This window comes from Bradyrhizobium sp. ORS 285, from assembly GCF_900176205.1.
Taxonomy (GTDB): domain Bacteria; phylum Pseudomonadota; class Alphaproteobacteria; order Rhizobiales; family Xanthobacteraceae; genus Bradyrhizobium.
Map to the genome: position 1 here is coordinate 6,845,458 of NZ_LT859959.1, position 25,342 is coordinate 6,870,799.

General features: G+C 62.8%; 34 protein-coding genes and 1 tRNA gene. 6 read left to right on the forward strand and 29 right to left on the reverse strand.

The annotated features are described in order from the left end of the window. Positions 1-101 precede the first annotated feature (101 nt). The 3 genes from BRAD285_RS30680 (at position 102) to BRAD285_RS30690 (ending at position 2,585) form a co-directional block, all read left to right on the forward strand. On the forward strand, positions 102-410 hold the full coding sequence (locus tag BRAD285_RS30680) for a DUF6460 domain-containing protein (protein ID WP_006615242.1): 309 nt from the start codon (positions 102-104) through the stop codon (positions 408-410). 13 nt (positions 411-423) lie between these two features. Beyond that, a complete protein-coding gene (locus tag BRAD285_RS30685; protein ID WP_006615241.1) occupies positions 424-1,158 on the forward strand; it encodes an MBL fold metallo-hydrolase in 735 nt (244 codons plus the stop codon). A gap of 143 nt (positions 1,159-1,301) precedes the next feature. Next, positions 1,302-2,585 carry an MATE family efflux transporter gene (locus tag BRAD285_RS30690; RefSeq protein WP_006615240.1) on the forward strand — a complete coding sequence of 428 codons (1,284 nt, stop codon included), beginning with the start codon at positions 1,302-1,304 and terminating at the stop codon, positions 2,583-2,585. A gap of 130 nt (positions 2,586-2,715) precedes the next feature. Here the strand turns inward: BRAD285_RS30690 and BRAD285_RS30695 are convergent, their stop codons facing one another. Together BRAD285_RS30695 and BRAD285_RS30700 are read right to left on the reverse strand one after the other, a co-directional pair. Then, positions 2,716-3,810 carry a quinone-dependent dihydroorotate dehydrogenase gene (locus BRAD285_RS30695; protein ID WP_006615239.1) on the reverse strand — a complete coding sequence of 365 codons (1,095 nt, stop codon included), beginning with the start codon at positions 3,808-3,810 and terminating at the stop codon, positions 2,716-2,718. Continuing rightward, positions 3,807-4,151, reverse strand: a complete 345-nt coding sequence (locus tag BRAD285_RS30700; RefSeq protein ID WP_006615238.1) for a DUF952 domain-containing protein — start codon at positions 4,149-4,151, stop codon at positions 3,807-3,809. The genes BRAD285_RS30695 and BRAD285_RS30700 overlap by 4 nt, the downstream gene beginning before the upstream one ends. Positions 4,152-4,433: 282 nt before the next feature. On the opposite strand from BRAD285_RS30700, the gene BRAD285_RS30705 reads away from it, so the two are divergent. After that, positions 4,434-5,195, forward strand: coding sequence for a carbonic anhydrase (locus BRAD285_RS30705; RefSeq protein ID WP_006615237.1), 762 nt, complete (start codon positions 4,434-4,436; stop codon positions 5,193-5,195). Positions 5,196-5,392: 197 nt separating this feature from the next. Here BRAD285_RS30705 and BRAD285_RS30710 read toward each other — a convergent pair whose 3' ends face one another. From BRAD285_RS30710 to BRAD285_RS30735, 6 genes are all read right to left on the reverse strand, one after another. Beyond that, entirely contained in the window at positions 5,393-7,039 is a 1,647-nt protein-coding gene (locus BRAD285_RS30710; protein WP_006615236.1) for a lysine--tRNA ligase, read from the reverse strand. Between the two features lie 106 nt (positions 7,040-7,145). Further along, positions 7,146-8,054, reverse strand: coding sequence for a transporter substrate-binding domain-containing protein (locus tag BRAD285_RS30715; RefSeq protein ID WP_006615235.1), 909 nt, complete (start codon positions 8,052-8,054; stop codon positions 7,146-7,148). A 102-nt stretch (positions 8,055-8,156) separates the two neighbouring features. Then, on the reverse strand, positions 8,157-8,753 hold the full coding sequence (locus tag BRAD285_RS30720; RefSeq protein WP_006615234.1) for an SCO family protein: 597 nt from the start codon (positions 8,751-8,753) through the stop codon (positions 8,157-8,159). A gap of 21 nt (positions 8,754-8,774) precedes the next feature. Further along, a complete protein-coding gene (locus tag BRAD285_RS30725) occupies positions 8,775-8,957 on the reverse strand; it encodes a hypothetical protein (RefSeq protein WP_006615233.1) in 183 nt (60 codons plus the stop codon). A gap of 143 nt (positions 8,958-9,100) precedes the next feature. Beyond that, positions 9,101-9,625 (reverse strand): hypothetical protein, encoded by a 525-nt coding sequence (locus BRAD285_RS30730; RefSeq protein ID WP_006615232.1) that lies wholly within the window; start codon positions 9,623-9,625, stop codon positions 9,101-9,103. A 684-nt stretch (positions 9,626-10,309) separates the two neighbouring features. Beyond that, the gene (locus BRAD285_RS30735; RefSeq protein ID WP_006615231.1) at positions 10,310-10,669 is read right to left on the reverse strand and encodes a hypothetical protein; all 360 of its coding nucleotides are present in this window, start codon (positions 10,667-10,669) and stop codon (positions 10,310-10,312) included. Between the two features lie 167 nt (positions 10,670-10,836). On the opposite strand from BRAD285_RS30735, the gene BRAD285_RS30740 reads away from it, so the two are divergent. Together BRAD285_RS30740 and BRAD285_RS30745 are read left to right on the forward strand one after the other, a co-directional pair. After that, positions 10,837-11,202, forward strand: a complete 366-nt coding sequence (locus BRAD285_RS30740) for a nuclear transport factor 2 family protein (RefSeq protein WP_006615230.1) — start codon at positions 10,837-10,839, stop codon at positions 11,200-11,202. Between the two features lie 188 nt (positions 11,203-11,390). Then, positions 11,391-13,241, forward strand: coding sequence for a long-chain fatty acid--CoA ligase (locus BRAD285_RS30745; protein ID WP_006615229.1), 1,851 nt, complete (start codon positions 11,391-11,393; stop codon positions 13,239-13,241). A 21-nt stretch (positions 13,242-13,262) separates the two neighbouring features. Here BRAD285_RS30745 and BRAD285_RS30750 read toward each other — a convergent pair whose 3' ends face one another. The 21 genes from BRAD285_RS30750 to BRAD285_RS30835 all read right to left on the reverse strand — a co-directional run bounded on the left by BRAD285_RS30750 (position 13,263) and on the right by BRAD285_RS30835 (position 25,109). Beyond that, positions 13,263-14,018: an SDR family oxidoreductase gene (locus tag BRAD285_RS30750; protein WP_006615228.1), complete on the reverse strand. Its 756-nt coding sequence runs from the start codon at positions 14,016-14,018 to the stop codon at positions 13,263-13,265. A 200-nt stretch (positions 14,019-14,218) separates the two neighbouring features. Then, positions 14,219-14,292, reverse strand: a tRNA-Gly gene (locus BRAD285_RS30755). A gap of 278 nt (positions 14,293-14,570) precedes the next feature. Continuing rightward, positions 14,571-15,539 carry an HNH endonuclease gene (locus BRAD285_RS30760; RefSeq protein WP_006615226.1) on the reverse strand — a complete coding sequence of 323 codons (969 nt, stop codon included), beginning with the start codon at positions 15,537-15,539 and terminating at the stop codon, positions 14,571-14,573. Next, positions 15,517-16,623, reverse strand: coding sequence for a DNA cytosine methyltransferase (locus BRAD285_RS30765; protein ID WP_006615225.1), 1,107 nt, complete (start codon positions 16,621-16,623; stop codon positions 15,517-15,519). Before BRAD285_RS30765 ends, BRAD285_RS30760 begins: the two co-directional genes overlap by 23 nt. A 38-nt stretch (positions 16,624-16,661) precedes the next feature. Continuing rightward, positions 16,662-17,066, reverse strand: coding sequence for a very short patch repair endonuclease (locus BRAD285_RS30770; RefSeq protein WP_006615224.1), 405 nt, complete (start codon positions 17,064-17,066; stop codon positions 16,662-16,664). A gap of 293 nt (positions 17,067-17,359) precedes the next feature. Further along, complete coding sequence (locus BRAD285_RS30775) at positions 17,360-17,623, reverse strand: hypothetical protein (RefSeq protein ID WP_006615223.1); 264 nt, start codon at positions 17,621-17,623, stop codon at positions 17,360-17,362. Further along, complete coding sequence (locus tag BRAD285_RS35580; RefSeq protein WP_139020728.1) at positions 17,620-17,973, reverse strand: hypothetical protein; 354 nt, start codon at positions 17,971-17,973, stop codon at positions 17,620-17,622. Before BRAD285_RS35580 ends, BRAD285_RS30775 begins: the two co-directional genes overlap by 4 nt. A gap of 136 nt (positions 17,974-18,109) precedes the next feature. Continuing rightward, on the reverse strand, positions 18,110-18,331 hold the full coding sequence (locus BRAD285_RS30780) for a winged helix-turn-helix domain-containing protein (protein ID WP_006615221.1): 222 nt from the start codon (positions 18,329-18,331) through the stop codon (positions 18,110-18,112). After that, positions 18,328-18,594 (reverse strand): helix-turn-helix transcriptional regulator, encoded by a 267-nt coding sequence (locus BRAD285_RS30785; protein ID WP_050886990.1) that lies wholly within the window; start codon positions 18,592-18,594, stop codon positions 18,328-18,330. Before BRAD285_RS30785 ends, BRAD285_RS30780 begins: the two co-directional genes overlap by 4 nt. Positions 18,595-18,604: 10 nt before the next feature. Then, positions 18,605-18,829, reverse strand: coding sequence for a winged helix-turn-helix domain-containing protein (locus tag BRAD285_RS30790; RefSeq protein ID WP_139020727.1), 225 nt, complete (start codon positions 18,827-18,829; stop codon positions 18,605-18,607). Positions 18,830-18,864: 35 nt separating this feature from the next. Beyond that, a complete protein-coding gene (locus BRAD285_RS30795; protein WP_006615218.1) occupies positions 18,865-19,371 on the reverse strand; it encodes a hypothetical protein in 507 nt (168 codons plus the stop codon). 3 nt (positions 19,372-19,374) lie between these two features. Next, positions 19,375-19,905, reverse strand: a complete 531-nt coding sequence (locus BRAD285_RS30800; protein WP_006615217.1) for a hypothetical protein — start codon at positions 19,903-19,905, stop codon at positions 19,375-19,377. A 2-nt stretch (positions 19,906-19,907) separates the two neighbouring features. Further along, entirely contained in the window at positions 19,908-20,066 is a 159-nt protein-coding gene (locus tag BRAD285_RS35585; RefSeq protein WP_006615216.1) for a hypothetical protein, read from the reverse strand. A gap of 3 nt (positions 20,067-20,069) precedes the next feature. Beyond that, positions 20,070-20,546, reverse strand: a complete 477-nt coding sequence (locus BRAD285_RS30805; RefSeq protein WP_006615215.1) for a single-stranded DNA-binding protein — start codon at positions 20,544-20,546, stop codon at positions 20,070-20,072. Positions 20,547-20,551: 5 nt separating this feature from the next. Continuing rightward, a complete protein-coding gene (locus BRAD285_RS30810; protein ID WP_006615214.1) occupies positions 20,552-21,181 on the reverse strand; it encodes a lambda exonuclease family protein in 630 nt (209 codons plus the stop codon). A gap of 3 nt (positions 21,182-21,184) precedes the next feature. Further along, positions 21,185-21,733, reverse strand: coding sequence for a hypothetical protein (locus BRAD285_RS30815; protein WP_006615213.1), 549 nt, complete (start codon positions 21,731-21,733; stop codon positions 21,185-21,187). 6 nt (positions 21,734-21,739) lie between these two features. After that, the gene (locus BRAD285_RS35590) at positions 21,740-21,880 is read right to left on the reverse strand and encodes a hypothetical protein (protein WP_006615212.1); all 141 of its coding nucleotides are present in this window, start codon (positions 21,878-21,880) and stop codon (positions 21,740-21,742) included. A 120-nt stretch (positions 21,881-22,000) separates the two neighbouring features. After that, the gene (locus BRAD285_RS30820) at positions 22,001-22,207 is read right to left on the reverse strand and encodes a hypothetical protein (RefSeq protein ID WP_035648721.1); all 207 of its coding nucleotides are present in this window, start codon (positions 22,205-22,207) and stop codon (positions 22,001-22,003) included. Positions 22,208-22,270: 63 nt separating this feature from the next. Next, positions 22,271-22,609 (reverse strand): hypothetical protein, encoded by a 339-nt coding sequence (locus tag BRAD285_RS30825; RefSeq protein ID WP_035648719.1) that lies wholly within the window; start codon positions 22,607-22,609, stop codon positions 22,271-22,273. Positions 22,610-23,021: 412 nt separating this feature from the next. Continuing rightward, positions 23,022-24,212, reverse strand: coding sequence for a type IV secretory system conjugative DNA transfer family protein (locus BRAD285_RS30830; protein WP_006615209.1), 1,191 nt, complete (start codon positions 24,210-24,212; stop codon positions 23,022-23,024). Positions 24,213-24,368: 156 nt separating this feature from the next. After that, positions 24,369-25,109 carry an N-6 DNA methylase gene (locus BRAD285_RS30835; protein WP_006615208.1) on the reverse strand — a complete coding sequence of 247 codons (741 nt, stop codon included), beginning with the start codon at positions 25,107-25,109 and terminating at the stop codon, positions 24,369-24,371. Between the last annotated feature and the right edge of the window lie 233 nt (positions 25,110-25,342).

Consider the following 25,342-nt stretch of genomic DNA (forward strand, 5'->3'; position numbering starts at 1 on the left):
TGCGGCCGTGAGACCAGTTCCCCACCTGCCCTGCCGTGCTTTATAATCGGGCACGAATCCGCCGGTGAACCGGCCTTCGCAGCGGCCTTGGAGACGATGACATGTCGAACGACATCAGGGATTATCCGGGCCGCGCCCGCAGCTCGGATGGCCTGTATCGCTTTCTTGGCGGCTCGCCGGTCGCGGTGGCGTTCCGGCTGATCCTGCTGTCGATCCTGGTCGGCGTGGTGCTGTCGGCGATCGGCTTCGATCCGCTGAACATTCTGCACAGCATCCGGCTGCTGTTCATCCGCCTCTACGAGCTCGGCTTCGACGCCTTCAACTGGCTGTGGCGCTACTTCCTGCTCGGCGCCGTGATCGTGATCCCGCTCTGGTTCCTGTCGCGGCTGTTCGCCCCGCGCGGGCGGTGAGAGGGCGCAGCCGGTGCAGCTTCGCTTTGTCGGCTGCGGTGACGCGTTCGGGTCGGGCGGCAGGTTCAACACCTGCTTCCATCTGACGGGCGCCGCGACCGACCTGCTGATCGACTGCGGCGCCTCGTCGCTCCCTGCGCTGAAGCGGCTCGGCATCGCCTGCAACGATGTCGGGCTGATCCTGATCACGCATTTCCACGGCGATCATTTCGCCGGTCTTCCCTTCCTGCTGCTCGATGCGCAGTTTTCGCGGCGAACGCAACCGCTGGTGATCGCCGGCCCCGCCGGCATCGCTGCGCGGCTGACGCAGGTGATGGAGGCGATGTTCGAGCAGTCCTCGAGCACGCCGCGCAAGTTCGAGCTGTCAGTGATCGAGCTCGCGCCCGGGCAGCTCGCGCGCTTCGGCGAGGTCGGCGTGACGCCGTTCACGGTCGTGCACGGCAACTCAGGCGGGCCGTTTCTCGGCTATCGCATCGAGGCCGAGGGCAAGATCGTCGCCTACACGGCCGACACCGAGTGGACGGACAGCCTGATCCCACTCGGCCGCGACGCCGACCTGTTCATCGCCGAGGCCTACACGTTCGACAAGCCCGTGAAGAACCATCTCAGCCTCGCGGCACTCGAGACGCGTCTCGCGGAGATCAGGCCGAAACGGCTGGTGCTCACCCATCTGAGCGACGACATGCTGCGAAGGGTAGCGACCCTTCCTCACATAGCGGCGCATGACGGTATGACGATTGATCTATAGCCTCATACCGGACGCAGCGGCTATCCTGAGCAAAGACCGGAGCTGAAATCCGCCGCAGCAGCGCGGCGGATGGGCCGGTATCGCGGGCGAGCATTCCATTGCATTCACCGGGACCGAAAGCGCCGGCAGTCACGACCGCGCAGGTGTTTAACATCGCGGGTCCCGCGATGATCGCCAATCTGACCACGCCGCTGATCGGCATCGTCTCGACCACGGCGATCGGCCGGCTCGGCGAGGCCGCGATGCTCGGCGGCGTCGCCATGGCCTCGGTGATCTTCGACTGCCTGTTCTGGCTGTTCGCCTTCCTGCGCGCCAGCACGCTGGCCTTCACCGCGCAGTCGCTCGGCGCCGGCGAAACCGACGAGATCCTGAGGGTGCTGATCCGCGGGCTGGCGCTGGCCGCGCTGATCGGCGTCGCATTGATCGTGCTGCAGCTGCCGCTGGCGGCGATCATCTTCGAGATCATGGGCGGCAGCGATGCCGTGCGGGGCGCCGCGCGCACCTACTTCATGATCCGGATCTGGTCGGCGCCGCTCGCGCTCGCCAACTACGTGCTGCTCGGCTGGCTGGTCGGGCTGGCGCGCGCAAGGCTGGCGCTGGCGGTGCAGGTCGCGATCAACCTGATCAACATGGCAGCGACCATTCTGCTCGTGCAGGTGCTGGAGGCCGGCATTGCTGGTGCGGCGATCGCGGCTGTCATCGCCGAGGCCATCGGCGTCGCGATCGGCCTCGTGCTGGCGCGGCGGCTGGTGGCGACGACGAACGGGCTGTCGCTGCCATCGCTGCTCGAGCGCGCCAAGCTGATGCAAATGATGGCGGTCAATCGCGACATCATGATCCGCACCGCGGCGATGATCGTGGCCTTCCTGTTCTTCACCTCGCAGGGCGCGCGCGCCGGCGACACCACGCTGGCAGCGAATGCGGTGCTGAACAATTTCCTGCTCGTCGCCGCGTTCTTCCTCGACGGCCTCGCCAACGCCGCCGAGCAGCTCTGCGGCCATGCCTATGGCGCGCGCAACCGCGACGCCTTCGCCGGCGCCACGCGGCTGGTGCTCGCCTGGGGCTTTGGCTTCGCACTTGTGGTCGCCGTGATCTTCGTGTTGTTCGGCCCGCTGCTGATCGACGTGATGACGTCGAGCGAGGCGGTGCGTAGCGCCGCGCGCGACTATCTGCCGTTCGTGGTGGTGTCGCCGCTGGTCTCGGTGTTCGCCTTCGCGTTCGACGGCGTCTACATCGGCGCCACCTGGGCGCGCGACATGCGCAACCTGATGATCGCCGCACTGATCGTGTTTCTCGACACCTGGCTGGCGCTGCGCGGCTTCGGCAACACGGGATTGTGGGTCGCGATGCTGAGCTTCTACGCCGCTCGCGGCGGCTTCCAGGCGGCACGCTATCCGGCGTTGTTGAGAGCGTCGTTCGGGAAGTAGATCGGCGACGCTGGATGCGTAGGGTGGCAAAGCGGCCGCCGCAGGCGGTAGCGTGCCCACCGTCTTGCCGCGAATGGTGGGCACGCTTCGCTTTGCCCACCCTACATTCTTTGCTGACGAGGCAATCCGTCTAAACCGGCCAGTCCTCCGCCGTGATCGTCGCCGCATCCGCGCCGACGATCTCCGACAGTGAATCTCGCCCGGTCCGCAGCAAGGTCGAGGTCAGATCCGCCTTGATGCTCTCGACCAGGCCGAGGCCCTTGTAGACCAGCGAGGAATACAGCTGGATCAGGCTGGCGCCGGCGCGGATCTTGGTCAGTGCGGCGCCGCCGGTGTCGATGCCGCCGACGCCGATCAGCGGAAATGCCCCTTCGACGCGGACGAAAGTCTCGGCCACCATGCGCGTCGAGAGCCGGAACAGCGGCCGGCCGGACAGACCGCCCTGCTCCTTGGCGCGCAGCTGCTCGCGCAAGGAGTTGGGCCGGGCGAGCGTCGTGTTCGAAACGATCATGCCGTCGACGCCGCGCGAGCGCGCGACGTGCACGACGTCGTCGAGCTCGGCGAGGCTGAGATCGGGCGCGATCTTGAGCAGCACCGGGGTGTCGCCGGCCTTGCGGCGGACGCGGTCGCGCGCCTCCAGCACCTTGGAGAGCAGCTCGTCGAGCTGCGAGGCCTGCTGCAGGTTGCGCAGACCCGGCGTGTTCGGCGAGGAGATGTTGACGGTGAAATAGCTCGCCACCGGCGCGAAGGTCTCGATCAGCTTGACGTAGTCGGCGACGCGGTCGGTGGAATCCTTGTTGGCCCCGACATTGACGCCGACGATGCCGCCCTGGCTGGCGCGGCCGGCCAAGCGTCGCAGCACGATCTCGGCGCCGTCATTGTTGAAGCCCATGCGGTTGATGACCGCCTCGTCGCGCTCCAGGCGGAACAGCCGCGGCCGCGGGTTGCCGCTCTGCGGCAGGGGCGTCACCGAGCCGATCTCGACGAAGCCGAAGCCGAGCCGCAGCAGCGCGTCCGGCACCTCCGCGTTCTTGTCGAAGCCTGCGGCCATGCCGACCGGGTTGGGGAAGTTGAGGCCGAACGCCCGCACCGCGAGCTTGGCATCATCGGGCCGCGGCTTCACGGCGGGCAGCAGCTTGAGGCCCTGGATGGCGAGCCGGTGCGCATCCTCGGCGTCGAGCCAGCGGAGCAGCGGCAGCGAGAGCTGGTCAAAAGCGCGGATCACGGCTTCAGGTCCGGAATGTCGTGGCCGCCATCGGCCCGGCTGTGCATCTGGTGAACGGCGGTGACGGCGCCCGGATCGAGCTCGCCATAGAGGTGCGGGAAAAGCTCGTCGTTGCGCGACCGCTCCCAGCGCAAGCCTGGGCCGAGCGCGTCGGCCTCGACCTCGACAAGGAACAGCGCGCTCTGCCCGAAAAAATGCTTCCGGGCGGTCTCCGGCACCTGGGAGGCGGTCGAAAAATGGATGAAGCCGTCGCGCAGATCGTCCGCGCTGCCGCGGTAGACACCCTGCCGCTCCGCCTCGCGCCAGGCCGAAGCTGAGCAGATTTTGTAGATTTTGGGCACCTTCGCGCGGTCCTGGCTTGATCTTGAGTTTGCTGATGTTTTCGGGAGCGGCCGACCGTATCGGCAGGGGCTTTCGAACTCAAGCATCGATTGCCCTGAAGTGGCGCCGCCCGGCCCGCGAAGGTTGTGCCCGTGGCAACACGGGTTTTCCTGGGTGCAGCCGGTTCCCTCAGCAAGGATTAACGGAATTCGGCTTTTCTAGAGGTCGCGATTCGCCCCGCGCCGCCGGCGCTGATGGGCCGCATTGTTTGCCTGCATCACACTTGATCTTTGGAGATTGCCATGGACCGCCGCAACGTTTTGAAGGCCCTTGCGGGGCTCGCCCTCTGCCCCGTCTGCGCCCAGCCGGGCTTCGCCGCCGAAGGGGCGCCGCATTGGAGCTATGAGGGCGCGACCGGCCCCGCCAAATGGGGTGATCTCGATGCCGCCAACAAGGTGTGCAGCGTCGGCACCCAGCAATCCCCGATCGATATCGAGCATCCGACCCAGGCGCGCCTGGCCGACTTCAAGCTGAACTGGGCCAAGAGCGCAGAGACCATCGTCAACAACGGCCACACCATCCAGCTCAACTTCCCCGACGGCAGCAGCACGCTGAAGCTCGACGGCACCACCTACAAGCTGCTGCAGGTGCACTTCCATCGCCCGAGCGAACACCAGATCGGCGGCAAGAACTATCCGATGGAAGCGCATTTCGTTCACCGCGCTGCTTCGGGCGGGCTCGCGGTGGTCGGCGTGCTGATGACCACCGGCCGACCCAATCCGGCTTTCGCTCAGATCGTCGCGACGATGCCGGACAAGGAAGGCCCTGCGGTGAAGGCCGATGCGCGCATCAATCCCAACATGATGCTGCCGAACCGCCGCTCCTATTATCGCTATGCCGGGTCGCTGACGACGCCGCCCTGCTCGGAGGTGGTCGAGTGGCTGCTGCTGGCCGATCCGATCCAGGTGGCGGAAGCCGACGTGGCGAAATTCGCCAAGCTCTATCCGATGAACGCCCGCCCGGTGCAGAAGCTCGACCGCCGGTTTGTGTTGCAGGGGGTCTAAAAGGGGCGCCGGCCGCTTCGAACTGAGGCGGCCGCCAAGCATTCCGCTGTCGTCCCGGCCTCCGAGCCGGGACCCATACCGCGGATTGCTGGTTGGTTTGGAAGGTGGCGGAGATCCTCCGCCACACAACGGCCGGTGGCTATGGGTCCCGGCTCAAGGCCGGGACGACACCATTTGCGGAGTGAAGAGCGTGGGCCTCACGCGCTCCGCGCCAAGGCGCCGTCGATCATGCTGACCGCGTTGTTGACGCCATACACCGCGACAAACGAACCGAAGCGCGGGCCCTTCTCCTGGCCGAGCAGGACCTGGTAGAGCATGTTGAACCAGTCGAGCGACACGCCGGGCCGGCCGTCCTTGCCCTTCTTGACGTGGTCGAGGAACGGCTCGCGGCGGCCGATCTCGTAGACCACGTTCTGGATGTCCTCGGCCGTGGCCTCCGCAGGAAGATTCGACAGCGCGTCGCGCAGATCCTGCAGCGCCACGCGCTCACCTTCCGTGGGCTCGCGGAACGTCTTGGTCGGCGCCACGAAGTCGCGATAGTAGTTGATGGCGTAGCCGACCATCGCGTCGAGCTTGGGATGCGTCTGCGGCGTCACGCCCGGCCGGTAGCGGCCGATGAAGCCCCACAAGGTCTCGGCATTCTCCGCGTTCGACGACGACACCAAGGTCAGCAGCAGCTGGAACGTCACCGGCATGTCCGCCTTCGGCGGCTTGCCGGAATGGATGTGCCAGACGGGATTGCCGAGCTGCTGCTTGGCGTCCTGCTTCGGAAAGCCTTCCAGGAACTGCTGATAGTCGTCGACGTTGCGCGGGATGACGTCGAAATACAGCCGCTTCGCCGCCTTGGGCTCGCGATACATGAACAGCGACAGCGATTCCGGCGAGGCGTAGCGCAGCCATTCGTCGATGGTCAGGCCGTTGCCCTTCGACTTCGAGATCTTCTGGCCCTTCTCGTCCAGGAACAGCTCGTAGTTGAAGCCCTCCGGCGGCGTGCCGCCGAGCGCCGCGCAGATCTTGCCCGACAGCTTCACCGAATCGATCAGGTCCTTGCCGGCCATTTCGTAGTCGACGCCAAGCGCGAACCAGCGCATCGCCCAATCCGGCTTCCATTGCAGCTTGCAATGGCCGCCGGTGACCGGGACGGTCATGCGCTCCTTGGTCTCGGGATCGTCATAGGAGATGGTGCCAGCCTTGGCGTCGTGCTCGACGATCGGCACGTACAGCACGAGGCCGGTGCGCGGGCAGATGGGGAGGAACGGCGAGTAGCTGGCCGCGCGCTCCTCGCGGAGCGACGGCAGCATGATCGCCATCACCTTCTCCAGCCGCTCCAGCATGCGCAGCAGCGCCGCATCGAACTTGCCGGAGGTGTAGTAGTCGGTCGAGGAGGCGAACTCGTACTCGAAGCCGAAGGTGTCGAGGAAGGCGCGCAGCCGCGCATTGTTGTGCGCGGCGAACGACGGATACTCGTTGGAGAACGGATCGGGGATGCGCGACAGCGGCTTGCCGAGCTGGCTCGCCAGCATCTCCTTGTTCGGCACGTTGTCCGGCACCTTGCGCAGGCCGTCCATGTCGTCGGAGAACGCGATGAGGCGCGTCTTGATCTTGTCCTCGGTGAGCACGCGAAAGGCGTGGCGCACCATCGTGGTGCGCGCGACCTCGCCGAAGGTGCCGATATGCGGCAGGCCGGACGGGCCATAGCCGGTCTCGAACAGCACCTCGTCCTTGGGATTTTTCTTCAGCCGGTTCACGATCGCCTTCGCCTGCTCGAACGGCCAGGCGTTGGAGTTCTCGGCGAGCGCACGCAGGTCGCTCGGGCTGGGGAGGGCGAGATCGATCGTGGACATATCAACTACCGATTTTGATAACGTAGGGTGGGCAAAGCGAAGCGTGCCCACCGCGGTGGTGGTGGGCACGGCGCTGCGCGCCTTAGCCCACCCTACGGGTGAAAAGTCAGAACGGGCTGATCGAGAAATAGCGCAGCCACAGGTCGGTGTAGCGGCCTTTTTCCCAGACCCGGAACAGCGCCCAGTTCAGGGCCTGCCGCAAGAGGTCGTTACCCTTGCGCACCCCGATCCCGACGCCCTCGCCGAAATAGCGGCTTTCGACGAAAGGTCCACCGGAAAAGGCGCAGCAATCGGCCGAATCAGTGCCGTTGACCCAGAACGCCAGCGCGATGCCGTCGCCGAAGATCAGATCGACCTCGCCCCGGCGCAGCGCCTGGCGCAGCGCGTCGTCGTTCGGATAGGGCTTGATCTCGGCATCGGTGAACATCGCCTTGAGGTAGGCCTCATGCGCGGTGCCGGCGATGGCGCCGATCTTCTTGCCCTCGAGGAACTCGGGGCGAATCTCGGTCATGACCGCGTCGCGCCGGGAGACGAAGCGCGCCGGCGCCCGGTAATACGGATCGGAAAAATCCAGCCGCGCCCGCATCTGCGGCGTCACCGCCATCGAGGCGATGATCGCATCGCCGCGGTTGGAGGACAGCGCATCGAGCAGAGTCTCGAAGCGCCGCATCTGAATGGTGCAGGTGACCTTGATCTCGTCGCACAGCGCTCGCGCCAGATCGACGTTGAAGCCGGCCGGATTGCCGTCGGGCCCGGTGAAGTTGAACGGCGGATAGTCGGTCTCGGTCAGGAAGCGAATCACCGTGAGGCGCGACAGATCCGGCCGCTCCGGCCGACGCCGCGGGTCCCAGAAGCCGGGGACCGCCTGCGGGGCCGCCTCGACGGCGGGACGAACCGGAGCCTGGGCGCGCGCCGCCGGGCCGGAAGCAGCCAGGCCGAGACAGAGCAGCACGCCCGCGATCGCGACGCGGGCTGCGCGGGTGGGCTTGGCGGGGTGTGACAAGGCGGTCGGCATCAGCGCTCCCGATGGTCAGCGCGCGTTATAGACCATCCCGGCGCAATTTCGAGGCTGGAGGAGGGCTCCACGGCCCCCGCCCCGCCACTGGCGTTAACGCGCTCAGAGGTATTTCTTCAGGTCCGAGGCGGCTTCCTCGGGGGTCCGCTTCAGGTTGAACGGAGCGACGAAGCGGCCGTTGCGATCCATCAGATAGACCAAGGCGGTGTGGTCCATGGTGTAATCGCCGTCCTTGAGCGGGACCTTCTTGGCATAGACGCGGTATTCGGTGAGAACCTTGGCCAGCACCTCGGGATCGCCGGTCAGCCCCTTCAGATGCGGGTCGAAGCTGGAGAGGTAGTCCTTCATCGTCGCCGGATTGTCGCGCTCGGGATCGACCGAGATGAAGTAGGCGTTGACGCCGTCCGCGTCCTTGCCCATCGCCCGCAGCACCTCGGAGATCTCGAACAGCGAGGTCGGGCAGACGTCCGGGCAGTGCGTGAAGCCGAAGAAGATCAGGGTCGGGCGGCCTTCGAGGCTTTTCTCGGTGACGACGGCACCGGTCTGGTCGGTGAGCTGGAACGGCCCCCCGATCGCCGCCGGCGCCGCGATGTTGCGGCCACCGCCGCCCATCACGAGGAACATCCCCGCCAGCCCGATCAACAGGCTCAGGGCAAAGGCTCCGACGATCACCAGGGGGCGGATGGCATTGGACGACATGCCGTGTTCCTTATCTCTGTCTCAGAAGCAGGCGCTGAAGCCGGCCGCGATCATTTCGAAGAACACCGCGGTCCCGTAATGCGCCCACAGCGTCACGGCCCCGACGACCAAGCCGAAGGCCAGAACCGCAGCCGCGATCGCCGGTGCGGTCAAACGGCGGCCGGGACCGGACGATATCTCTTGCTGCGCTGAAAGAGGCTGCATGATGGCGTGCCCACTTCGCGGGGCACTGGCCTGAAATGGCACACGCCGTGACCCGTCTCGACCTTTGAAATAGGCCGCAGCGGCGGGCGAGGCAAGCGCTCAGGCGCTTGCCGAGGTCGAGAGGTCGCGGAGAGACGGCTGGATCAGTGCGAGGCCGAGGCCTTGGCGGCGGCCGGCGAGATCGCCGGAGCGTTCGGGGCAACCTGCGGCGCCGACGGCGAGGAGGCCTGGGCGTCCATGTAGCACGGCTTGTACATCGCCTGCAGCTCCCTGCCCTTCAGGAAGATCATCCGCGGGGTCAGGCCGCCACGCTGGGTGATCCAGCGGCGGATCGGCGACGGATACATCGAATACAGCATCTGGGTCGCCTCGGGGTTGGTGACGGCCCGGCCATTGGCGCCGAAATCCCAGGCGGCATGGAAGCCGAGATTGGCATGCGAGGTGACGCAGATCTTGTCGTGCGGAACGGCGCCGAGCACGATGGTGCAGGCCGACGCGCACAGGCCGTCGATGATCACATACTCACCGGACGACCGCAGGCCCTGGTACTTGTCGACATAGGTCCCGATCCGACCACCGCGGTCATCGGCAATGCGGACCACGGCCTGGCTCGCACTGACACCCGACAGCAAGAGAACGACCGCGAGCAACCCCGTCCAGAATTTCATGTCGAGCCCCAGTTCAACCCGGCGAAGCCGATCTGACCGACTGTGACGCGCCTCGCATGATGGAAGTCACGTGATGCGCTTGTTGTGATGCTTGGACTGCGGCGGACCTTGCAATCACGAGTCCTTCCCCAGACCGGAACGTGAAAGCCAAATCCAAATCGCACATGCAGCGTGTTGCGAGATCGTGTTTTTGTCCAGGACGGTGCAGCAGCGCGAACCAAATTCAGGGCAAGTGTTGCAGGCCCGCTGCACCATCCGGTTGCTGGCGGGAAAAAATCGCCTGACTTGGCTCAGAGCATGGCAGTTGCGCCACGGGCGGGGCGACGGCCCGGCATGATTCGCCCACAGGCGCGGCATTCGCATCACGGCAGCGCAAAAGACCCCGGGAAAACCCGGGGGTCCCAAGCGGAACCGCGGGCGTGCGCGCGAAGATGCGCTGCATTCGGGGACAGGAGATTCGGTGCGGTATCCTCGTCCACGCGACCATGGTGATCGCGGACCAGGGCATGAGGTGGGCGGCCGTGAGACGGGTGGTCACGCAACCAAAGCTGCCGGCGCAACATCTGACCGGCTCGGCTAAGGATCTCATGACGCGACACGTCTCTCGACGTGTGCCGTTTCGTGCGGGCAGCGGACCAAACAGTTCGACGCGCGCGTCAGCGTCCGCGCGCTGGCGCGCGGCGGCTAATCGTTCGGCAGGCGAATGCGCGCGCCAAAGGTGACCAGCGGCGCATCGGCGGCGCCGAGCTGGATCTGCCGCTCCGGCACTTCCTGATAGCTGCCGTCTTCAGTCTTTCTTAACTCGTATTGCCAGACCGTTAACGTCTCGCCGCGCGCGAGCGCATCATGGATGCGCGCGGCGCCGCGTCCCGGCAGCTTGACGAGATCATCACGCATCACGCCGATCACCGTCGGGCTCTCACCGCGATGCAGCTCGAAGAACACCATGCGATTGGGCTTGTCCTGCGGCTTGAGCACGGTGTCCGCCGTGAACAGCACGAGACAGATCGCAACCGCGATCAACTTCCAAGTATCGGACAACATGCGACGCAAATCCCCCGCACCGTCTCTGTGCGCTGGGTAGGCCTCGCGCAGAGAAGCGGCAACTTACAGTTTGGTCATGCCAAATGAGATGACGTCGGAGGTAATCGATTCGATGCGCGGCGTGCGCGATCTTCGGCTCCTCATCGTTCACAACATGGAGAGCAGAGATGACCGACATCGCCGCAATCGCCGACGGCTACATTGCGCTGTGGAATGAACGCGACGACGTCGAGCGCCGCGCCCGGCTCGCGCGTCAATGGACAGCGGATGCCAGCTATGTCGATCCGCTGATGCAGGGCGATGGAGTCGACGGCATCGACGCGCTGGTGAGCGGTGTGCAGCAGCGCTTCCCGGAGTTTCGCTTCCGCCAGCTCGGCGCCGCCGACGGCCACGGCAATTATGTCCGCTTTTCCTGGGGGCTGGGTCCTGACAAGGCGGACTGTCCGATCCAGGGCACGGATTTCGTCGAGCTGGCCGATGGTCGCATCCGGCGCGTCACCGGCTTTCTCGACAAGGTCCCGGAGGGCGCCTGACCTCGAAGGCGGCGCTGCATCCGCGCGAATCCGCTCAAGCGACATGGCAGACCGCGCCCCGGCTTTGACAGGCTGCCATGCCGAGGCAAGCGAGCACATGCCGGGGGATTGCGCTACGTCAACGTCGGTCCTGACCCGCGGCTGCAAGACGCAGCCGGTGCGACGATTCAGGATCGCCGGAGGCGCGGGTGCAGCAAGCAAGTCCCATCGATGATCACGCTGCGGCGGCCGGCACGCTGGCGGCCGTCGCCACCCTCCCCGAGCTGTGGCGCTGGCGCGTCGGTCAGAGCCCCGACCAGCCGGCCTATCGCCATTTCGACGCGGAACGCGGCTGGGTGAGCTTCTCCTGGCGAGAGACCGACGATCTCGTCGCGCGCTGGCGGCGGGCGCTCGCGGCCGAGGGATTCGACGCCGGCGAGCGCATCGCCATCCTGATGCCGAACGGCATTGCGCATCTCGCGATGGACCAGGCGGCGCTGTCACGCGGCCTGGTGCCGGTGCCGATGCACGCGGTCGATAATGCCGACAGCATCGCCTACATCCTGGCCGATTCCGGCGCCCGGCTGCTGCTCGTGGATTCCGATGCGCGCTGGCGGGAGATCGCGGCCGTGGGCCAGGCGCTGCCGGGCCTGCAGCGGATCGTCTGCGCCGAGCGGGGCGACGATTCCGGAGCAGCCGAAGATCCACGTCTCGTCGCGCTCGATGCCTGGCTGAACGCAGCCGCGGGCGCAGCGCCACTCCGCAACGACATCGCGATCGCGCCGCACGATCTCGCCGCCATCGTCTACACCTCCGGCACCACCGGGCGGCCGAAGGGCGTGATGCTGACGCATGACAACGTCGTCGCCAACGTCAAGGCCATTCACCAGCGGCTGGAGGCCGGCATCGACGATGTGTTCCTGTCATTCCTGCCGCTGTCGCACACGTTCGAGCGCACCGCAGGCTACTACTACGCGATCGCGATCGGCGCCTGCGTCGCCTATGCGCGCTCGGTGAAGCAACTGGCGGAGGATCTGCTGGAGGTCCGTCCGACCATCCTCGTTTCGGTGCCGCGCATCTATGAGCGGATCTACTCGCTGGTGATGCATCACCGCGCAGTGGCGAATCCGATCGAACGCGCGCTGCTCGATCTGACGGTCGCGATCGGCGGCCGCCGCTTCGATGCGCAGTATGGACAGGCGAGGCTTTCGGCCTTCGACCGCCTCACCTGGCCGCTGCTGCAACGCCTCGTCGCCGACAAGGTGCTGGCGCGGTTCGGCGGGCGATTGCAGGTGGCGGTCAGCGGCGGCGCGCCGATCGCCGAGCCGGTGGTGCGGCTGTTCCTCGCGCTCGGGCTCGAGGTGCTGCAGGGCTACGGCATGACCGAGACCTCGCCTGTCGTCAGCGTCAACACGCCCGGAGATAACGACCCGCGCACCGTCGGCCGCGCCTTGCCGGGCGTCGAGGTGCGGATCGGCGATAATGATGAGCTGATGGTGCGCGGCCCCAGCGTGATGCTGGGCTATTGGCACAAGCCCGAGGAGACCGCGCGGGTGAAGGAGCCCGACGGCTGGCTGCACACCGGCGACCAGGCCCGCATCGACCAGGGACGCATCACCATCACCGGGCGGATCAAGGACATTCTCGTCACCTCGACCGGGGAGAAGATCGCGCCGGCCGATCTCGAAACCGCTGTCCTCACCGACCCGCTGTTCGAGCAGGCGATCGTGATCGGCGAGAACCGTCCATTCCTGGCGGCGATCGTCGTGCTCAATCCCAAGGGCTGGGCCGAGCAGCAGGCGAAGCTCGCCGCCCACGGCCAGCGCGGCCCCGAGGCCGAAGCCGCTTCACTGCTGCGCCACATCGCCCGCGCCGTGAAGGCCTATCCGGCCTACGCAACGCCGAAGGCCGTACACTGGACCTTGGAGCCGTGGACGGTGCAGGCGGGCCTGATCACGCCGACCTTGAAGAACAAGCGCCCTGCGATCGAACGCGCCTTTGCGCGGGAGATCGAGGCGATCTACGCGAAGCGGCCGGCAGCCACCGCCGTGCTTCGCTAGATCAAGCATCGGCGGCGCGCCTCAGAGCGAGGCGGTGATGCCGCCGTCGACATACAGCACGTGTCCATTGACGAAAGAGGACGCGGCCGAGGCGAGGAAGATGCAGGCGCCGACCAGCTCCTCGACCTTGCCCCAGCGCCCGGCCGGCGTGCGCTTTTCCAGCCAGGCCGAGAACGCGGGATCGGCGACCAGCGCGGCATTGAGGGGGGTATCGAAATAGCCCGGCGCGATGGCATTGACCTGCAGGCCATGCTTGGCCCAATCCGTCGCCATGCCCTTGGTGAGATTTCCGACTGCGCCCTTGGTCGCCGTGTAGGGTGCGATCGACGGGCGCGCGAGCGAGGTCTGCACCGAGGCAATGTTGATGATCTTGCCGGCGCGCCTGCTGATCATGTGTCGCGCGCAGGCCTGGCCGACGTTGAAGACGGAGGCGATGTTGGTCTGCAGCAGCCGCTGGAACGCCTCCTCCGGGAAATCCTCGAGCGGCGCACGATGCTGCATACCGGCATTGTTGACGAGAATATCGATCGGGCCGATCTCGGCCTCGAAGCGGTCGATGGCCGCGCGCGCCGCAGCGTGATCGGTCACGTCGAAGCCGAGCACGCGCGATCCCTTGATCGCGCTCGCGGCCGCAGCAAGCTTGGCCTCGTCGCGGCCATTGAGCACGACCTCCGCGCCGGCATCAGCCAGGCCCCGCGCCAGCGCCAGCCCAATGCCTTGAGATGATCCGGTCACCAGGGCGCGACGCCCCGCCAGATCGAACAAGTCGACCGCCACTCCGCTTCCTCCGCTGCTGGATTCGATCTGTGTTGCGCGAGGTTATCTTATCGATGGTAGCAGCCGTCAACGTTGGCCTGGGTATTGCTCCCGCGGATGGCCGGCAGTGACCACTCGCAAATGACGCGAGTTGGTCGTGCTGCGACGCGAACGCAAAGCACGCGGTGGCACACTGGGAGTGTCAGGCGGGCTGATGGGCTTGGAGCGGGCGAAGGGAATCGAACCCTCGTATGCAGCTTGGGAAGCTGCCGTTCTACCATTGAACTACGCCCGCAAACGCCTGTTTTTGGCTCTTAGGCACCGGCTAGGCACCGGTTTGATGCCGGGATAATATCCGGCTCGTTTCGCGTCGTATACGGCAATCTTGGCAGGGAGGAAAGCCAGTGGCGAAATGTCCGCGGTGCGACGGTAAGCGGTACGTCCAGTGCACGGAATGCTACGGCAGCGGGATCAGGAAGGGCGGCGCCCCGTGTAATTATTGCCACGGCTCGCGGCGGATCCTCTGCACAAGGTGCGACGGGACCGGGACGCCGAAACGATAGTCAGACGGTTCTATTTTTTCTTTTTCCCGTGCTCCGCATGGATTTGATCGTGGTGCACATTGCACAGTGTCACCAGGTTCTCGGCGGTATTTTCACCGCCTTCGACGTGAAATGTCGTGTGGTGAAGTTCGAGGAACTTCCGTGGATCACCCTTCGCCAGTTTGTCACGCGACCAGTTGCATCCGGGATAAGTACACTTAAAACCGTCTCTGGTCAGGACTTCGACTCGAACCGGATCGGGAATATGCCGATCGTGAGGCTCGGCCTGTTTATCCTCTTCGAGAACGTAGACGCCGACGGGAAGGTCTTCCCGGCCGCTCATACGCGTCGCGACGGGCCAGCCGTCCTCAGTGCGCAATTCACGGCTCCGGCGCGCCCATTCTTTTTTGTCGTTGGCGAGGTAGCGAAGTTCTTCGCCGGTAACTGGTTTGCCGACATTCTTGCGGAGATATGCGAGCAATTTCCCTTTGACGCCGCCGGGCTGTTTACGAATCTCGTTGAGCGTCTCCCACCTCTCGGCTGCGTCGGCGTCCGGCTCGGTACGCATGAGAACGTACTGATCCGGTCGGATCGCGGACACGTCAATTTCGTTCGATTCGAGCGAGATCTGCCCGTCGTCCTCCTTCATGTCGCGGAAGGTGACACCGGAAAATATCCACCACCCTTGCTGAACGCGGAGTTCGCGAACGCGCCGTGCCCATTCCCCGATGCCGGAAACGACCATAAGTTCGTCGCCGTCTATGACGGTGAGGGGATATTTCAGAAGGTACGAGATCAGACGGTCAATCGCCGCTTCACCCTTGTCGCTCGGTGCAATCGAACTGCCGAGGTCGCGAAGTTTATGGAACGCGGGAACGAGCGCGAGGACTTTTTCGCGCACGTCCTCCTCGTCAATCTTTTCGTTGAATCCCTCAAGAAGCCCGCTGAGTTCCTCGGCAAGCTGTTTTAGATCGTCACTAGGCCGCGACCTTCGCGCCACGCTTCCCGCTCTGCTTCGGACGGGCGCTGCGCGAGGATAGAATTTCCTTCACAACCTCGGCGATTGCCCCTGCAAACGGTGGTGGCACAGCATTGCCGATTTGTCGTGCGATTTCGACCTTCGTTCCACAGAAATGAAAGCTATCCGGGAAACCCATGAGGCGGGCCGCCTCCCGATGCGTGATCGGTCGGTTTTCAACTGGATGAAGATAGCGTCCCTTCTCTGGCTTGAAAAACTCAGTACGGATCGTGACAGATGGGCGATCCCACCAAAGCCGGCCAAAAAGATCTGTGCCGCCGGACGTTTTCCTGATCCAGCACTGTGGCGTTAAGTGTAGAGCGTTCCGCTGTAGGTCAAAGCGGTTTCCGCCTGGCGGAACCGCGGCGTAGCGTGCAAGACTGATGTCGGTCGGATTACGCCCAAAATGCAGGTTCAGCGTCTTTTCAGTCCCGATCTCCGTTCCGATCGGAGTTGCGGGAAGATCTGCGATCGCGTCACGGACAGTGCGCCAGCGGGGGAGACGCTTCGATAAGAGCGTTTCGGGTTGGGCATGGGTGGGGGTCGGGGGAAAGGAAGGGACCAGATTTGCCTTAAACCCGAGCGCGATGGTCCGCTTACGGGTCTGTGGGACGCCGTAATCAGCGGTATTCAGGACGGCGGCACGCATTTCGAAACCCATGCGCTTCGCTCGACGCTTGATAGCGAGAAACTCAGCTGAGGAGTAGAGCTCCGCAACGTTCTCCATGACGAACGTGCGGGCTCCAGAAAGCTCAACGACGTCTAGGAAAGGCTCCCAGAGTGCCCGACGCTCGTCCCCAATTCGGTTCTTATTCAGCAGGCTGAAACCCTGGCAAGGCGGCCCTCCGATTACGACATCTGCCTTCGGAACCTTGTTCGTCTTGAGCCATTCCTCGATGTCTGCACAGACGGCTTTACCGCCGAAATTGGAAGCGTGGGTGTCTACGGCGGCCTGATCGTTGTCAATCGAAAGCACGGATTCGAACCCGCCGCAAAAGTCGCGGTGAGTGAATCCTAGAGTCATCCCTCCCGCGCCGGCGAAAAGGTCAATCAGACGATAAGCCATGGAAAAAATTTACTCGCTCCCCGCGGAGCATATTTACGTCATTCGAGGAATTGCGCAAGTTTGCCTGTGATTATCTCCGCCTCCTTCGTCTCGCACTCCCAGACGATGAACGACTCCCATCCGAGCTCTTTCAGACGTCCTATGGTCTGCTCGTCCCGAAGGCGGTTTCCGGAAATCTTCTTTTGCCAGAATCGCTTATTCGAACTCGGCGCCTTTCCACGACGGCAATCGTGCCCGTGCCAGAAGCAGCCGTGCACGAAGACGACCTTCCGTCGCCCCGGAAAAATAATGTCGGGGCGGCCCGGTAGTTTCGGGCTGTGAAGACGGAACCGGAAGCCCGCTCGATGCAAAAGCGAGCGGATCAGCAATTCCGGGGCGGTGTGCCGCTGCTTTACCCGGCTCATGAGCGCGGACCGAGCGGCTTTGGTAAGTTTGTCGGCCATGGCTCAACGTATCAGCCAAGTGACAAATACCAAAAGGGCGACGAGGGCCATGCATACGGCCGTTCGTCGCCCCATCTTCTCCAGGTACATCATATCGCGGTCTCGGATCTCATACTCAATAGCACGGCGTGCCGTTCAAAAGCATTACGCCAAACACGACGTTGATGATGATCGAGATCGCGCACACCACTTCCACGGGTGATCGCATATGCGGCCCCTCCTTATGGCCGCAGTTCATTGTACCGCCCGTACCGTCACCATCTGCAGGGCCGTAAAGCCCCACAGTGGAAACGCTACTTGAACAGCGCGCGGTAATAAGACGTCGCCGTAATATCCACGCAGTAGTTGGTGAACCAAGCCGGGCAGAGCGAGACGTGATCCGCGGCGTACTGGCCGGGCTGAATGTGCGGGACGCCGGCGTTGGTGGTGCCCCACACGCTCACGACCTGTTCCGGGTTGCCGTTGCCGCACGCAACATCGGCGCAAGTCGCGGCCGAGCTGAACGCCGGAGCGACAATCGCAAGTGCGAGGATCGCACAAGCAATAATTTTGTTCATACGTTTTTTGTGAGTGATGTTTTTAATTCGACCGTGACACGTCTATTCGGCGCGTGTCGTTCCGAGCTCTTTCGTGGTTTCGGGATCGTGTATGAGATCCTGCACGGCACAATGCGCATGCTCTCCGCGCCGCCGAGCCATTTCGCCTTGTAGCGTTTCAGATCGTTGCGGTTCGGTGAGATTACATACACATCCTGAGCACGCGGCGGCTTCTTCAGTCCGTCCTCGAAATGGTACCTCTGCAATTGTTCCGTTTCGAGTTTGCTCTGACGAATGATCGCCCATGCCTTTACGTCTCTGAACCGCCCATTGAGGACGGCGACGAGATCGGCTTTCGGTATGCGTTTCATATTCCGATAACCTGTGACGGCAAGCACACGGCACGTCGCCACGGAAGATCGGGGCAGTAGACTGCAATCCCGATTTCCGCAGCGATGCCGCCGAGCACCGTCGCACTTATAAGTATTCCTGCAAGCGAGAAGCGGATCATTCCAAGCGGTAGCCTACGCCGCGAACGGAAGTAATCTCGCGATCGATCTTCCGACGCAGGTTTTTAATGTGAACGTCGGCGATGTTGCTGAAGCCGAATTGGCTTGCATTCGCCCGGCTGCTACGGCAGACCGCAACAATGTCCTCGCGCGATACCACTTCCGGCGATCGTTTGGAGAGTAGGTCAAAGATGGCCTGTTCGTTGCGAGTGAGCTTCATATACGCATGAGCTTCAACGCAACGGCTCCCGCCTGGCTCTTAGCGATCTGATAGTGATTTTCTCGGCCGCGCTTCGTGTCTGTCACGATCTGCTCGCGTTCAAGAACGGCGAGCTGGTGAGAGATTGCGGAATGCGTCATGCCGAGATCGGCCGCGATGTCCTGTACAGCGATGCCTTTCGGGTGCTTCATCAGCACACCCATGATCTTGTACCGTGTCTCGGTGCCGAGTGTGCGGATGACCCGGTATGTTTCGTATTTCATTTTCTGATGGTTATTTGGTAACGACGCGCCACGCATGGCACGTCTTGCCCGTCACCGCGCACGGCCGCGTTTGCGACCATTCGACGATGCCGGCTTTTACGAGCTCGCCGCGGCGGGGCGTGACGGTGTTGATGTCCCAATTGAGCGCGCGAGCGAGCTCCTTATCGGTCAGATCGGCATGTAGCGCGAGCATTTCGCGGACCTGGTGCTGCTTCTTGGGCAGCTTCTTCTGCACGTCCCGGTATGCGAACAGGGACGTCGTTTGTACGTTCATACGGTCTGAGGTTTAAGGATCCCGATCTCAATGAGGTAATCGATGTAATTGTCCGGCCCGCCGCTCGGGAAGATCGTCTCGTGCCAGTGCTTCCACTTCTTCGGGTCCATCGCTTCGATCGGGGGACTGTAATTTTCGATGAACCAGTTCTCGACGCGTTCCACGTAAGGATCGAAGACCATGCGGCCCTTCGTCGATCGCGCGACCCGCTGCACTTTGCCAGCGACGGTGACGAGATCGGCGTTGAACTCGACCTTAAGCCACTCCCGCACGCGCCGCCGGTGCTCGGGATTGTTGTGATCGAAACCTTCCTGGTAGTAGCAGATCAACCGCACCAACCCGCCTTCGAACCATTTTCGCTTCTTGTTGCTTTCGGGCGGGTCATGCGTGATCGTCAGCGCGATTTCACCACCCTGCCTTTGCAGGTATTCGATGATCGACGCCTTACTGCGGCCGAGCGTGATTCTGCCGTCGGGATGGCCGATCGCTGTCCACTCGGCCATACGCTACCATTCGCGATATTCCCGATAACTGCGCGACGTAATCGCCTTGTTTACCTCGGAAAGCGCGAGGCCGTTCTGCTGTGCGAACGCGCGGCTGCTCAGGTCGCCGATCTCCTGAAGATGCTTTAGTTCGTCGAACTGGTCCTCGGTCAGCGGCTTAACTTCCTCGTCCTCCTCGCGGAGCGGCGTGCTGGGAAGCGATGCGCTTTTTCGCGGTGCCGGACCGCTCGCGGCCGGGCAGCCCTTCTTGTGACGCGCGCCTTTGGAGCCGCAGCACGGCTTCGGCGTCCATCCGCCGGGTCCCGCCTTCTGCGGCTTCTGAGGTCCCGGCTTCCGGCCGCGGCGCTTGGGTTCCGGTTCGTCGTGAGCAGGTGGTAATACTTGCGGCCTCTCCGCTGTGAGATCCACAGGGCGGTCATTGTTGTTGATGCTTGGCATGATTAGCCGGAGAGCATCGTCCGTGCTGACATCTATCGAACCAACGATCTTTCCTTCGTCGTCGATACCGGTCAGTGTGAATGTAATTTTTGACATGGTTATTGTATTCGTTTAGCGCGCTCCGCCATCATGGCGTCCGCGACAAGATAAGCCTCCTGCGCGATCATGCCGGGATTGTTTCGGTTGAGTCCTGTGCGAGCGATGATCGGCCCCAGTGCGTCTCCGGCGAACATGTCCCGAATTTCGTTCTCGTTCATAGCCTAGAACGGAATGTCGTCCGGATTGATGTCGTCTTTCGGATAATCGATCACTGGCCCGGAGCTCGCCGGCGGCTGATATGCGCGCGTCTCCTGCTCCTCGTCTATCTCGTCCTGGCTTCTTGCGGTCGTGTCGGCGTCCTTTGTCGGCGTGGTCCCCCGCGGCCCGAACTGCACGATGTCGGCGATAACCTCGGTGCGGTACTTCTTGTCGCCGTTCACTTCCCACGATCGCGTCTGCATGCGGCCCTCGACGTACACACCGCTGCCCTTCTTTAGATACTGATTGACCGTATCCGCCTGGCGGCCGAACACCACGATGTTGTGGAAGTCGGTCTGTTCTTGGCGCTTGCCGTCGCGGTCCTTGTACGTCCGGTTCGTAGCGACGGAGAAGTTGCACACGTTCATGCCGGACGGCAACGCGCGCAGCTCGGGGTTCCGCGTGATGTTGCCGTAGATCATTGCCTTGTTGAGGTACATAGGCGTTAGAACACTAGCTTCGAATAAGTGTCGTCGAGTTCCGCGAGGAACGTCTTGAGCGCCGCTTCGTCGGTTTCGAGATCGACGTACTCCGCGCGTGTGACGCGCTTGACCATCATCTGCATCGACGGGATTTTCACGCGGCTATCGAACGAAACGAAATCCCACCATTGCAGGGTCGGGATTGCGAGGAATGCCATTTTGACCTGCTCGACATAATCGTTCGGCACTCTGCCGTCGATCAGATAGCCGACGTGCGTCTTGCTGTCCGGATTCTTAATCTCGATGCCGCCGACGATTTCACCTTCCTCGCGCACAACGCCGTCGGGCGAAAACGCCACGCGATCGTCGATGTGGTCTGCGATGATGAAGCCGACCTTCTCGACCTTATTGAGCGACTGCCGCTCATATTCCTTACGAGCGAACGCCTCCTCGATCTGGCCGCGTTCCATCGCGGCATTCATCGGAACCTCTTTGGTCTGCTCCGTGATCTTCTCTGCGATCAGCTCACAGATAAGGGCGCGGCGTGCTTTGGGTGTTCCGAGTACATCGCCGAGTCGAGTGCCGGTGACACGGCCCAGGCGGAGCTGATGCCATTCGAACGAGCCTTGTTCGATGTCTTTGATTTCCAGCATAGGTTATTTAAGCGTGGTTTTTAATTCCTCCTTGAGCGCGAGAATGTCGGGATGCGCCTTCTTCTCGTTTGGCAGAGCCACGAAATAGGCCTGAAGATCGCGGAGTGTTTTGCACGCGCGCATTTGCTTCAGCTCGTTCGTGACGGGTGCCGGCGCAGTGTCGGCCGGGATCGAATCACGCACGCGCAGTGCCGTCACCTTTTCGCCGAATGCGTTGACCTCAGCGGAAAAGATCTGGATGCGCTTGCCGATCCATTTGTCGGTGTACGGGCCGTACAACTTACTGATCGTGGCCGCGTTCGTCTTGTTGAGAACCATTTTGGGAACGGCGGCTTCCTTGAAGTAGATGACCGGCAGGATCTCCTTGTCCTTTTCGCCCTTCTTTCGGACTTTGCGGCCGATCTCTTCCTCGACGATCTTGCTAATTTCTCCGACCAGCTCCTCGTCGGGCATGAGGTTGTGCGAACCGAGGTATTCGTACTCGAAAAGATTTTTCCAGTGCGTATTGCCCTCGGTCTTTTTCTTGGGCTTCTTGATTGTTTTCGTTGCCATAAATGGCTACTGATTGAGTAATTCGTCCACCGCGTCGCCGATGGTATCGGCGAGCGGTTCGGGGCAATCCATCTTGTGCCCGTCCATGCGGTCGTTTCCGCAGCCGGGGCACTTGTTGTCGTCCTCGTCTTGTTCGCGGTCAGGCATATGACGATACGGCCATTCCGATAATCGCGAGCGTCATGAGTGCGGATCGCAACGTGACGCGTGCTCGGTAGCCGGCGAGAGCGCGGTCGCTATCGCGGCGCGCGTCGGCGGGTGAGTAGGTCATACAGTCGGGATGTATTCCACCTCACCGTCGTTCCATCGGGAAATCGCGTCGATTGTATATGGACCGTCCATCGTGGTCTTCTCTGCCGGAGCTTCCAGCGCTTCTTCGAGCGAAGATGCTCCCCTCGTCAAAGTGTAGGTGGGATTCAGGCTTTCTTCCACGATCCGATAATAGGTGCCGTCATTGTTGATGACGTCTCCCATCCGCAGCCTGTTTAGTTTCATTTTCATAGTTGCGCCCGGCTTTACGGGCGATGCGTTTAGTTTTTAACCGATCCGCACGCCTTTCAGCACGGGACCGTTTTGATCGAACTCGTACATGTACCGCACGCCGCTTTTGATGTGGAGGTAGTCGGATTTATCGGCCGGTACGAGCGCGAAGAAGTGCTCGGCAGCGGCCTGTAGCCATGTGCAAAGGCCGCGCTGCTTCCAAACCTCGATCGGGATAATTTTGGACGCCTGATTGATCGCCGTCACCGAGAGGCGCAGTTTTGCCATCTGATGATTGAGATCTATCGCGCCCGTGCCCGGCATTTCGTCGTACGCGATTTCCTCCATAACCCCGTCCTCGTTCATCATGCGGATGCGGGGCTTTCGGTCCGTCATGGCTATGCGTGCACTTTGCGCAGGTAGCCCCAAACGCCGCTTCGTGAGCACCCGACACTGGCGGCAATAAAGCGTTCGCTTTTGCCTTCCCGGTGTAGTTCGACGATGCGTGCTTTCTGTCTGTCGCTAAGTTTTATTGAGTTCATGTAGAAGATTTGTTGAATGGTAAGTGTCCGGCACGCCGAGGGCTCGACGTAGGTCTGGCTCGTGTGCCGGTATAGGTTCGTAGCAATGAGGGAGAGGCATATCGGGGACTTTCACCCGAACCAAGCTCGCCGGAATCGAACCGACTTTTATTTTCTGTCTCTCCCCCTCACTACTACGAAGTTGTCAAAGACCTTCTATGAACACATTACCATATGCACGGATGAGCGCATGTGGATAGCACGATGGGCAACGCGATCGCGGTTTGTCAATAGCTCGCCGATGCACCGTCGGACGGTTTTTCCTTCCGCTTTTTCCGCGCCCATTCCTGGCGCGCTGGTTTGTTGAGATCATATTCCACCTTCTCGCGCGTCCGGGCGTACCGGGATTGGGTCACCGCGATATTTCGGTCGAGCCATCCCGTAGCGAGATCCGGCAATTCGACTTCGACGAGCTGCGCGACCGTCGGCCGCCCGCGGTAGATCGTGCGCATACGTGCGCGCCCGACCGCGAGGCTCATGAGATCTTCGGCGTGCCAGTCAATCGCGGACGCGATGATCGGCGCGTCGTTCGCTCCGATGCGGAATGACATGATCGTTGAGCAGTTTCCGAGCACCGCGTCCCGGATCTCCTCGTCGAGCTGCGAAATGAATTGATGCGCGAGCGTGAGGAAAAGTCCGCGCTTGCGGCTCTCGCTCAGAATGGTCGCGATGATCGAGGTGCCAAAATTTTGGAACTCGTCGATGTAGAGACGGTACGGTCGCTCTGGTATTCCTACCGCGTCGGCCGCTTGTTTGAACGCGTTGATGATGACCGCGCCGAGGATGGCGGCTGGTTCGTCGCCTATGTCGGATAAATCGAGAATAAGCGGCATACCGCGGGTGATGATTTGCGCGATGCTCAGTGTGCTCGTGGGCTGCCCGAAGATGTAGCGCAGCGGTAGCGGGTCGGCGAGCGCGGCGACTTTGTTTTGCAGCGACCCGATTTCTTGGGCCTGCTGCTTCGCGTCCTTGCCGTCGAACTCGTCCCATGTCTGGCGGGTTTCGCGGTCGGTGCATTTCTTCAAAAGCCGCGCGCGGTATTTTTCGTCCGAGAGGACGCGGCGGATGTCGAGCAGCGTCGTGCCTGGCGTGTCGAGGAGTAGCCGAACACTGGCGCGCAGATAGTAGAGCAGACGCGGCGTCTCCGGCCCGAGCCCCCAGATGTCGCTGAATATGGAAACGATGGCCGCAGTGACTTTCCAGCGGTCATCCGGCGGGGCGTTTTCGAGCGGGTTGAACCCGACCGGAAAACTCAGATCGGCGGGCCGCCAGTAGATGCACTCCCGGCTGTCTGCAAGACGCCGGGCCGCCTCGCCGTGCTTGTCCAGAAATGCAAAGCCGCGCTCCGGCGCTTCGGAAAGGATCTCGGTTGTCTTGCCGGAGCCTGACGCCCCGACGATATAGGTATGCGCTTCCATGAAATTGCAGCACCGCGGCCGTGGCCCTGCTTGCCGTCGCGAAACGGAATCCCGGTGCGCGGAGCTGCGACTGCATCCCTCGATCGAGGGGAAAGAGCTCCGCCCCGGCTCCCAACAGGATCGGGGCGGCTGCGCTCATTCTACCGCAGCCCCGGCTTATAAGAGGCTGAGCTGTCCCGGATCGCGCGGCGGCTTCGGCGCGGGCGCTCGCTTCTCCGGCTCAGGCCTCGTGAACTCTCCGTGCGGCTTGTCGTATTCGTAAATAAACGGCGGCCGGACCTGCCATAGCGTGTGCATTTCTCCGGACAGGCTGTCGCCGCAATAGACGTTGCCGCGCATGTTGCGCCAGAACAGATTCAGCGCGGTCATTTTGGCGCAGCGCGGATCAAGATCGATACCGACCAGGAACGTGCCCGGTGTGTGGCTCGCGATCAGCATACGGCCGCTGCCGCATGCCGGATCCGTGACACTCCCCCCATCGGGGGCGGTAATCTCCGCCATCATTTTCGCGACTGGCTCAGGGGTGAAAAACTGCCCGTGCTCGCCGAAGCTGATTTCCTCCATGAAAATATCGCCCAGGCAATCCGCGCCGGTCTCGGTCATTTCTTCGATCAGATAGGCGAACGCCTGGGCGAACCGATCTATCGGCCGCTCGCCGGGCTCCTGGTTGGTCGCGTACCGCTCCACGACGGAAAGGTATCGCTCCTCGTATACCCCGCTCCATTTCTCCGGGTCTCGCTCGCCACGCCGGATATTGTCGGAGCTGGAAAGCAGGGCGTAGAGCATGAGGTCGAGCCAATCGTGGAATACCTGGCTGCGCTGCCATCGGCCGGTGCTTACGATCTTCTCCAGCTCCTTCCAGGAACGGCCGGAATATGTGGCGCCTCGTCCCTTCATACCTCCTTGCGAGGCCGCAGGAGGCGGCCCAAGCGCGCATTAATCGGCTTCGGCTTGTCGGTCTCGGGAACGTAGCGCGAGCAAAGGCAGCCGGGGATGAGGCAGTGCCCACGTGTGCGGCTCGCGTGCCACTGATGGTCCTTGCCTCGGTGTGTGCATGATCGGCACGGCGACATATGACCATTCTATCATACGCCGGGCTCGGTGGAACTGGCGGGGAAGTGCGGAACGTG

Coding starts and splice junctions, on each gene's coding strand:
- BRAD285_RS30795 (WP_006615218.1), bottom strand. CDS start 19,371: ATGGCCGAGTGGACAGCGATCGGCCATCCCGACGGCAGAATCACGCTC.
- BRAD285_RS30835 (WP_006615208.1), bottom strand. CDS start 25,109: ATGAAGGGACGAGGCGCCACATATTCCGGCCGTTCCTGGAAGGAGCTG.
- BRAD285_RS30830 (WP_006615209.1), bottom strand. CDS start 24,212: ATGGAAGCGCATACCTATATCGTCGGGGCGTCAGGCTCCGGCAAGACA.
- BRAD285_RS30805 (WP_006615215.1), bottom strand. CDS start 20,546: ATGTACCTCAACAAGGCAATGATCTACGGCAACATCACGCGGAACCCC.
- BRAD285_RS30785 (WP_050886990.1), bottom strand. CDS start 18,594: ATGAAATACGAAACATACCGGGTCATCCGCACACTCGGCACCGAGACA.
- BRAD285_RS30800 (WP_006615217.1), bottom strand. CDS start 19,905: ATGTCAAAAATTACATTCACACTGACCGGTATCGACGACGAAGGAAAG.
- BRAD285_RS30775 (WP_006615223.1), bottom strand. CDS start 17,623: ATGAACAAAATTATTGCTTGTGCGATCCTCGCACTTGCGATTGTCGCT.
- BRAD285_RS35585 (WP_006615216.1), bottom strand. CDS start 20,066: ATGAACGAGAACGAAATTCGGGACATGTTCGCCGGAGACGCACTGGGG.
- BRAD285_RS30725 (WP_006615233.1), bottom strand. CDS start 8,957: ATGCAGCCTCTTTCAGCGCAGCAAGAGATATCGTCCGGTCCCGGCCGC.
- BRAD285_RS30765 (WP_006615225.1), bottom strand. CDS start 16,623: ATGGCTTATCGTCTGATTGACCTTTTCGCCGGCGCGGGAGGGATGACT.
- BRAD285_RS30720 (WP_006615234.1), bottom strand. CDS start 8,753: ATGTCGTCCAATGCCATCCGCCCCCTGGTGATCGTCGGAGCCTTTGCC.
- BRAD285_RS35590 (WP_006615212.1), bottom strand. CDS start 21,880: ATGCCTGACCGCGAACAAGACGAGGACGACAACAAGTGCCCCGGCTGC.
- BRAD285_RS35580 (WP_139020728.1), bottom strand. CDS start 17,973: ATGAAACGCATACCGAAAGCCGATCTCGTCGCCGTCCTCAATGGGCGG.
- BRAD285_RS30770 (WP_006615224.1), bottom strand. CDS start 17,066: ATGGCCGACAAACTTACCAAAGCCGCTCGGTCCGCGCTCATGAGCCGG.
- BRAD285_RS30740 (WP_006615230.1), top strand. CDS start 10,837: ATGACCGACATCGCCGCAATCGCCGACGGCTACATTGCGCTGTGGAAT.
- BRAD285_RS30825 (WP_035648719.1), bottom strand. CDS start 22,609: ATGACGGACCGAAAGCCCCGCATCCGCATGATGAACGAGGACGGGGTT.
- BRAD285_RS30810 (WP_006615214.1), bottom strand. CDS start 21,181: ATGCTGGAAATCAAAGACATCGAACAAGGCTCGTTCGAATGGCATCAG.
- BRAD285_RS30680 (WP_006615242.1), top strand. CDS start 102: ATGTCGAACGACATCAGGGATTATCCGGGCCGCGCCCGCAGCTCGGAT.
- BRAD285_RS30780 (WP_006615221.1), bottom strand. CDS start 18,331: ATGAAGCTCACTCGCAACGAACAGGCCATCTTTGACCTACTCTCCAAA.
- BRAD285_RS30815 (WP_006615213.1), bottom strand. CDS start 21,733: ATGGCAACGAAAACAATCAAGAAGCCCAAGAAAAAGACCGAGGGCAAT.
- BRAD285_RS30735 (WP_006615231.1), bottom strand. CDS start 10,669: ATGTTGTCCGATACTTGGAAGTTGATCGCGGTTGCGATCTGTCTCGTG.
- BRAD285_RS30705 (WP_006615237.1), top strand. CDS start 4,434: ATGGACCGCCGCAACGTTTTGAAGGCCCTTGCGGGGCTCGCCCTCTGC.
- BRAD285_RS30710 (WP_006615236.1), bottom strand. CDS start 7,039: ATGTCCACGATCGATCTCGCCCTCCCCAGCCCGAGCGACCTGCGTGCG.
- BRAD285_RS30715 (WP_006615235.1), bottom strand. CDS start 8,054: ATGCCGACCGCCTTGTCACACCCCGCCAAGCCCACCCGCGCAGCCCGC.
- BRAD285_RS30820 (WP_035648721.1), bottom strand. CDS start 22,207: ATGGGAGACGTCATCAACAATGACGGCACCTATTATCGGATCGTGGAA.
- BRAD285_RS30730 (WP_006615232.1), bottom strand. CDS start 9,625: ATGAAATTCTGGACGGGGTTGCTCGCGGTCGTTCTCTTGCTGTCGGGT.